This is a genomic window from Bizionia gelidisalsuginis (assembly GCF_008086185.1).
GTDB lineage: Bacteria > Bacteroidota > Bacteroidia > Flavobacteriales > Flavobacteriaceae > Bizionia > Bizionia saleffrena.
The window spans coordinates 19,354-27,007 of record NZ_VSKN01000027.1; the positions used below are offsets into that span (position 1 = coordinate 19,354).

Here is a 7,654-nt window from a genome sequence, read left to right on the forward strand (position 1 = left end):
TATATTTGTAAATCACACGCTATCTATGATTACATTAACAGAAGAAAACTATATTAAAGCTATTTATCATTTGGGTAAATATGGCAAGGCAATGGTAAACACCAATGCTATAGCCGAAGCACTAGCGACAAAGGCATCGTCTGTTACCGATATGGTTAAAAAACTCTCGGAGAAAGAATATCTTAACTATAAAAAATATCAAGGTGTTGTATTAACCGAGAAAGGGAAACACATTGCCGTAAATATTGTTAGAAAGCATCGATTATGGGAAGTGTTTTTAGTTGAAAAACTTAATTTTACATGGGATGAAGTGCACGAGGTGGCCGAACATTTGGAACATATTCGTTCTGAGAAATTGATTAACGAGTTGGATGCTTTTTTAGAATTCCCCTCGTATGATCCGCACGGCGATCCGATTCCTGATAAAAATGGAAATTTTAAAAACATTGATAAAATAGCGTTATCTCAATCTGAAATCAGTCACATTTATACCTGTGTGGGCGTAAAAGATACGTCGTCTCATTTTTTAAAATACTTAGATAGTAACAAAATTGGGTTGGGCACCATTATTGAAGTCCTCCATAAAGAACCTTTTGATAATTCTGTAAAAATAAAATTTAATGCGACCGAAATGGTAGTGTCGCAAAACGTTGCTAAAAATTTATTTTTAAAAGAAGTTTAAAATACATACCGCTATGAAATCATTACTTTTTGTTATTGCGCTTTTATTTTCAGTTACGCTTTTTGCTCAGGATAGTAACGATACTACTGTAAAAGCACCTGTTATAATTACAAAACTCCCCATACAAAAAACAGCAACTTTAAAAGGGGTTACTATAAAATTTGTTAGTGTGGTTTCTGATTCGCGTTGTCCTAAAAACGTGAATTGTATTTGGGCTGGTGAAGTTGTTCTTTTAGTTGACGTGCAACACGGTGGTAATAAAGCAGAGGCAAAAACAATAACCATTGGTTTTAAAAGAAACCCAACGGGTCATGAAACCGATATCATTTTTAAAGATGAATCCCTTACGATACAAGCGATGAACGTTTTGCCATATCCCGAATATGGGGTTGAGGTAAACGCTTCAGATTATGTTTTGCTTTTGGACGTTGAGGCATATTAACCTCTGGCTTTACAAGAGTTAAGAAATGCTAGGACAATAGGGAAAGTATGCCTAATTTAAGGTCTTTTTTCTTGGTTTTTTCAATAACGGTCTCTTCTCAGAATTTAGTGTTGAACCCTAGTTTTGAAGAGGCGAGGAGATGTACAGAATTGGTTGGAAATTTTGATGCGAATGTTTCCTTTTGGTCTTCTCCAACTTATGGCTCTACAGATTTATTTAACTCGTGTTCTGAAAGAGAAACGGGCATTCCTTATAACTAGAACGGATTTCAGGAAACACTATTTGGTAACAAATATGCAGGTTTTTATTTGTATACTGATGACGACATCGCGTATACATACAAGGCGAGCTAATGCGTGCTTTAGAACCAGGTGTGGAGTATACAGTGTCCATTTATATTAACTTGGCTGAAAATTCCGATTTTGTTATTAAAGATATTGGTTTTCTTATGTCTGCAGAACAACTCAAAGTCGCTGTTTTTACGGGGCTTTCTAAAAAATTATTAAAGAAGATGGGTGTTGCAGATTATTCAATTCATAATTTTGATAGTAGCGCGTATTACGATAATAAAACGGACTGGGTTCGACTTGAAAAGATTTTTATGCCAAGGGTTATGAGACGTTTGTTATTATTGGAAATTTTAAAAAGAATTCAAAAACGGATAAACGCCTCGTAGTCGATAAGAGTAAATTTGATATGTCTTATTATTATATTGATTTCATCACCATTGAAAGGAAAGCAGTGGGTGTAGTGAACGCAGCTAAGAGTAAAGAACTATTAGAAAAAGTGACTAAAAGCCCCTAGAATTAGATTTAAACAAAGATTACGTATTTAAAAATGTTGTTTTCGATTTCAATAGTTTCGAATTGTCGGATATGGCCAAATCGGAAATAGCCGGAGTTTATCAGTATCTAAATGAAAATGATGAGACTAAAATTATAATTTCTGGCCATACTGATACTGTTGGAACTGCTGTTTTCAATCAAGACCTTTCAGTAAAAAGAGCATATTCAGTTGCTGAATTTTTAAGATTGAGTAAAGAGAGAATCCATTCTATTGGATACGGTAATTCTATGCCGATCATTAATAACGACACACAGGAAGGTCGTAATAGAAATAGAAGAGTCGAGTTTAAGATTGAGTGAAATAATTAAGTTTAACTGACTTATTTAAATGGTTCACATTAAGTTCTTAATGACAACCACCACATTCATCTGTGCCACACGCTTTTTTCGATTTCTTTTTCCAGAAAAACTTCTTAATTAAAAAAGCAAGTGCTAAAGCTAGAATGCTAAAAGCGAGTATGTTTTGAATTAGTGCGTTCATAAAAGTATTTAGTTTACTCTACGACTGCTTAGTCGTACGTATTACAAAATCATTTCAGTAATTGGTAGGCAATTAAAGCAACAACGTAAGCAAACCCCGTCATTACTACCAATTGTAGTATTGGCCACTTCCAACTGTTGGTTTCACGTTTTACCACGGCCAAAGTACCCATACATTGCATCGCAAAGGCATAAAATAGAAGTAGAGAAACACCAGAGGCGAAATTAAATAAAGGACCACCCAGAATTGGGTTCACTTCACCAGCCATTCTGTTTTTTATAGTATCTTCATCGTCGTTACCAACGCTATAGATAGTAGCGAGGGTGCCCACAAAGACCTCACGGGCAGCAAACGAACTTATTAAGGCGATACCAATTTTCCAGTCGTAACCTAGAGGTCTAATAGCAGGTTCTATGGCGCGACCTGTTATACCAATAAAAGAATGTTCTAATTTATAAGACCCGATTTTTTGTTGGAATTCGTCTTCGGTTAAGTCTTGAGAAGCGTATTCTTTGGTCATTATTTCCTCTGCATTATTAAATTCTTTACCAGGGCCATAAGAGGCTAAGAACCACAATACAATAGAGATGGCTAAAATAATTTTACCGGCTCCAAAAATAAAAGATTTTGTTTTTTCGACAACCGTTAATGCAACGTTTTTAAGTAAAGGGAGTTTGTAGTTTGGCATCTCCACTACAAAGAAGGTTTTACTCTTAATTTTTAATATTTTATCTAAGATATAGGCAGAAACAATTGCGGCCGTAAATCCTATAAGATAGAGTAGCATAAGTGTTAGTGCCTGATAACTTAAGCCTAAAATACGTCCTTCAGGAATGACTAACGATATAATAATGAGGTAGACTGGTAAACGTGCCGAACACGTTGTAAACGGGGTGACTAAAATAGTAATTAGGCGTTCTTTCCAGTTTTCAATATTTCTAGTTGCCATTATTGCAGGAATAGCACAAGCGGTTCCTGATATTAACGGGACAACACTCTTGCCGCTAAGACCAAAACGTCTCATTATTCTATCCATTAAAAATACCACCCGGCTCATATAGCCGCTTTCTTCTAGAATGGCGATAAATAAAAATAGAAAGGCTATTTGCGGAATAAAGATAACAATACCGCCTAAGCCAGGAATAATACCTTCGGCTATTAAATTGGTAAGTGCGCCTCCAGGAAGTGAGTTTTTTATCCACTCGCTTAATGAAGCAAACGCGCTATCGATAAAGTCCATAGGCACGCTCGACCAATCGTAAATAGCTTGAAAAATAGTTAATAGAATAAACATAAATATAACGTAACCCCAAACTTTGTGCGTCAATATGCGGTCTAAACGATAACGTAAATCTTTAGCCTGAGAAACATCTATATCTTGTCCTTTTTTTAAGACGTTATTTATAAACTGATACCGTTTAATCGTCTCTTTTTGTTGGAGGCGTTTTAGGTCACCTTCAGATTTTGTTTTAAAACCATTAATGGCTTCAATTTCTTGTCTAGTAGTTTTTCCGAAGTTTACATCTTGCGTAATTACCAGCCACAATTTATAAAGTAGTTGATTAGGAAACGCTTTACGCAGTTTATTAAAATAATCGACATCAATTTCCGAAGCGTTTAAACAGCATTCAGTAGAGAGGTCTTTATAATTAATTATTAATTGCTTTAAATTATCTATCCCTTGTTTTTTTCGCGTACTAACGAGGGCGATTTTTGTGTTGAGTTGTTTTTCTAAATAATCGATATCTAACGAAATACCTTTATATTTCATTCTATCGGCCATATTAATGACCAATAGCGACGGGATTTCTAAATCTTTAATTTGCGTAAAAAGAAGAAGGTTTCGTTTTAAATTTTCGACATCACTCACCACAACAGCAACATCGGGGAAATCTTTATCGTTTTTATTTAAAAGCAGTTCTATAACGACGTTTTCATCTAAAGAGGACGCGTTTAAACTGTAAGTACCGGGTAAATCGATAATATGAGCTTTAAGCCCACGCGGTAGCTTGCAGATTCCTTCTTTTTTTTCGACGGTAATACCTGGATAATTCCCAACTTTCTGGTTTAAACCTGTTAAAGCATTAAACACAGAGGTTTTACCGGTATTGGGATTGCCTATTAAAGCGACATTGATCTGCTTACTCATTAACCTATTTTTTCAATTAATATATGCAGAGCAGTCTCTTTTCTAATTGCTAAATGACTGCCATTAATATTTAAATACATGGGGTCTGCAAAAGGCGCAACTTGCACAAGCATAACATCGTTGCCAGGTAAACAGCCCATTTCCAGTAATTTTAATGGAATGTGAACCGATGAGACATCGACTATTATCGCTTTTTCTCCGCGTTTAAGATGTGCTATTGTTAGTTGCAAGCTTATTTAGATTGATTTTAAAGAAGCAAAAGTAAGTGAAAAAAGGACACTAAAAAAAATTGTAGCTTAAAAACTGCTATTTATATTCTTTTTTTAACGTTTTTATATCATTTAAAAGTTCAGAAATGGCTTCCGGGTTGGTACCATCATAGAAGCCGCGAATTTGACGTTTTTTATCGATAAGCATAAAGTTTTCGGTATGAATCATATCGTACTTATCGCCATTACCATCGCTTTTTACGGCTAAGTAGCTTTTTCTAGCCAGTTCGTAAATTTGCTTTTTATCTCCGGTAACTAGGTTCCATTTTTTATCATTAACCCCTTTTTGTAGTGCGTACTTTTTTAATTGTGCAACGCTGTCAATAACAGGGGTAACAGAGTGCGATAATAACTTAACCTCATCGTCGGTAATAATTTCTTTCTGTATCGTTAGCATATGATCTGTCATAATCGGACAAATCGTCTGGCACGTAGTGAAAAAGAAATCGGCAACGTAAATTTTATCTTTATAATCGTTTTGAGTAATTGTTTTTCCGTTTTGGTTCGTGAGACTAAAATCGGCAATTTTATGGTATTTTTTAACGTACTGAATAGTGCTATCTACAAGGGTTGTATCGACTTGACTGGGTTGGTAAATAGGTAGCGGTTTTTCGACATTTAAAACAGAATAAATAATAGCAATGATAACCGCGCATAATATTCCGAAACCGATGGCGAACTTTTTATAGCCCTTAAAAAAATCTAACATTTTAAAACGTTCTGAAAGTGAAGTACAAAAATACAATGAAAAAGAGAGTCTTCATGGGTTTTTGGCTTATATATTGCTATTTGGTAAAGCAAAGCAATAATCGCTTTTTAAACTAAGCCTAAATACTTACTTTTGGGCGTTATAAAAATGAATATATAAGAATACATGGAATTTGTTATAAAAATAAGTCAGTTTTTACTAAGTCTTTCACTATTAATCGTGCTTCACGAGTTAGGCCACTTTATCCCAGCGAAATTATTTAAGACGAGAGTTGAAAAATTCTATCTGTTTTTTGATGTGAAATTTTCACTTTTCAAGAAAAAAATTGGCGATACCGTTTATGGTATTGGTTGGTTGCCATTAGGAGGTTACGTTAAAATTTCTGGAATGATCGATGAGAGTATGGATAAGGAACAGATGGAAAAACCGCCAGAACCTTGGGAGTTTCGTTCTAAGCCCTCTTGGCAACGATTAATAATTATGTTGGGAGGTGTTTTTGTAAACTTTTTACTGGCGCTAATCATTTACATTGTTGCGGCGTTTGCATACGGAGATACCGATATTTCTGCAGATAGCATAAAGGATGGTTATTTAATTGATAATCCGTTGTTAACCGATTTAGGGTTTCAAACCGGTGATGATATTGTGATGGTGGGTACTGCTGAAATTGTAAACGTATCAGATGTTAGAACCAATATTATTGGAGCCGAAACTGTAACTATTAAACGTGATGGTGCTGAACAAACAATAGCTTTACCTGTAGACTTTTTAGGTCAGCTATCGACAAGTCAAGACAGACGCCTTTTTGAGCGACGAATTCCTTTTATGATTGGTAACGTTCCCGATTCATCGCAGAATAGTAAAGCGGGTTTAAAACCTAAGGATATTATTTTATCTGTAAATGGGGATAAGTTGCGATACTCAGATCAAGTGGTCTCTAAATTAAAAACGGTTAAAGGAGAAACGGTAACCGTAGAAGTCTTAAGAGATAAAGAAACGATAACGAAAACGCTTCAAATTGACGATGAAGGTCGTTTTGGAGTTATTGCAGGATCATTCCCTACCTTATTTGCAGAATTAGGGTATTTTGATATCGTTAGAAAGGAATATACTTTTGGTGAAAGCTTTGGTGTTGGATATGCTAAATTCACTGATCAAATTACAGGCTATTTTGGTCAGTTAAAATTAATATTTAGTCCGAGTACAGGTGCCTACAAGGGTGTTGGTGGTTTTAAAGCTATTTTCGACATTTTCCCTTCTACGTGGAGCTGGGAATACTTTTGGGGCATTACAGCGTTTCTATCGATTATGTTAGGGGTTTTAAACTTATTGCCAATTCCGGCTTTAGATGGTGGACACGTAATGTTTTTGCTATACGAAATGATCTCTGGAAAGAAGCCAAGTGACAAATTTATGGAGTATGCACAAACAGTTGGATTCTTCATTTTAATAGCATTGGTGCTATTTGCCAACGGAAATGATGTCTTTAAAGCAATATTTAATTAAATTTTTTTCAAAAAGCTTTGTAGAAGTTAAAAAACATACTATATTTGCACTCGCAACAGCGAAAACACTCCTCCTTAGCTCAGTTGGTTAGAGCATCTGACTGTTAATCAGAGGGTCCTTAGTTCGAGCCTAAGAGGAGGAGCAAGTTTAGATAAGCCACTAGAAATAGTGGCTTTTTTTATGGAGTAAAGTCAAGTGTTTATTCAGGCTTGGGTAGTGCTTCAGGGATCAACTTGGATCAAGTCCAAAAGTTGTGGGATTTTAGGATTAAGCAAAAATAGTGGTCAGCCTGAAAAGGAAAAATCCTACGTTTCTAGCACCTCTAAAGTTGCACAGAACACGTATCAAGGAATATTTTTGGGGAGTGACATAAATTAGGCATATAATTTAGTAAGTCTAAACAAGAAAAACTTAACATCTCTTACGCCTCTAAACGGATCAAGTAATATTTTTGGGGAGTGACATAAATTAGGCATATAATTTAGTAAGTCTAAACAAGAAAAACTTAACATCTCTTACGCCTCTAAACATCGACCTGAACTCTTTGATTTTTGCATTAAAAGATTCCTCG

The 7,654-nt window shown here is 35.2% G+C and carries 9 protein-coding genes, 1 tRNA gene and 2 pseudogenes; 7 read left to right on the forward strand and 5 right to left on the reverse strand.

Features of this window, described 5'->3' with window-relative positions; translation table 11 throughout:
* Positions 1-25: 25 nt before the first annotated feature.
* From ES677_RS13665 to ES677_RS13685, 5 genes and pseudogenes are all read left to right on the forward strand, one after another.
* Positions 26-682 (forward strand): metal-dependent transcriptional regulator, encoded by a 657-nt coding sequence (locus tag ES677_RS13665; protein ID WP_148381526.1) that lies wholly within the window; start codon positions 26-28, stop codon positions 680-682.
* Positions 683-695: 13 nt separating this feature from the next.
* Positions 696-1,124 (forward strand): hypothetical protein, encoded by a 429-nt coding sequence (locus tag ES677_RS13670; protein ID WP_148381527.1) that lies wholly within the window; start codon positions 696-698, stop codon positions 1,122-1,124.
* A 47-nt stretch (positions 1,125-1,171) separates the two neighbouring features.
* Entirely contained in the window at positions 1,172-1,384 is a 213-nt protein-coding gene (locus ES677_RS13675; protein WP_148381528.1) for a hypothetical protein, read from the forward strand.
* A 92-nt stretch (positions 1,385-1,476) separates the two neighbouring features.
* Positions 1,477-1,800 (forward strand): hypothetical protein, encoded by a 324-nt coding sequence (locus ES677_RS13680; protein WP_148381529.1) that lies wholly within the window; start codon positions 1,477-1,479, stop codon positions 1,798-1,800.
* A 181-nt stretch (positions 1,801-1,981) separates the two neighbouring features.
* A pseudogene (locus ES677_RS13685) lies at positions 1,982-2,269 on the forward strand (OmpA family protein); the annotation flags it as partial.
* A 46-nt stretch (positions 2,270-2,315) separates the two neighbouring features.
* Here the strand turns inward: ES677_RS13685 and ES677_RS13690 are convergent.
* From ES677_RS13690 to ES677_RS13705, 4 genes are all read right to left on the reverse strand, one after another.
* On the reverse strand, positions 2,316-2,450 hold the full coding sequence (locus ES677_RS13690) for a FeoB-associated Cys-rich membrane protein (RefSeq protein ID WP_148370937.1): 135 nt from the start codon (positions 2,448-2,450) through the stop codon (positions 2,316-2,318).
* Positions 2,451-2,499: 49 nt separating this feature from the next.
* Positions 2,500-4,599, reverse strand: coding sequence for a ferrous iron transport protein B (gene feoB / locus ES677_RS13695; protein ID WP_148381531.1), 2,100 nt, complete (start codon positions 4,597-4,599; stop codon positions 2,500-2,502).
* The gene (locus tag ES677_RS13700; RefSeq protein WP_148370939.1) at positions 4,599-4,829 is read right to left on the reverse strand and encodes a FeoA family protein; all 231 of its coding nucleotides are present in this window, start codon (positions 4,827-4,829) and stop codon (positions 4,599-4,601) included. The genes feoB and ES677_RS13700 overlap by 1 nt, the downstream gene beginning before the upstream one ends.
* A gap of 76 nt (positions 4,830-4,905) precedes the next feature.
* Entirely contained in the window at positions 4,906-5,577 is a 672-nt protein-coding gene (locus ES677_RS13705) for an SCO family protein (RefSeq protein WP_148381532.1), read from the reverse strand.
* A gap of 165 nt (positions 5,578-5,742) precedes the next feature.
* Between ES677_RS13705 and rseP the strand changes: the two genes are divergently transcribed.
* Together rseP and ES677_RS13715 are read left to right on the forward strand one after the other, a co-directional pair.
* The gene (gene rseP, locus ES677_RS13710; RefSeq protein WP_148381533.1) at positions 5,743-7,083 is read left to right on the forward strand and encodes an RIP metalloprotease RseP; all 1,341 of its coding nucleotides are present in this window, start codon (positions 5,743-5,745) and stop codon (positions 7,081-7,083) included.
* Positions 7,084-7,151: 68 nt separating this feature from the next.
* Positions 7,152-7,225: transfer RNA gene (locus tag ES677_RS13715), tRNA-Asn, on the forward strand.
* 326 nt (positions 7,226-7,551) lie between these two features.
* Here the strand turns inward: ES677_RS13715 and ES677_RS15730 are convergent.
* Positions 7,552-7,654, reverse strand: a pseudogene (locus tag ES677_RS15730) (transposase); the annotation flags it as partial.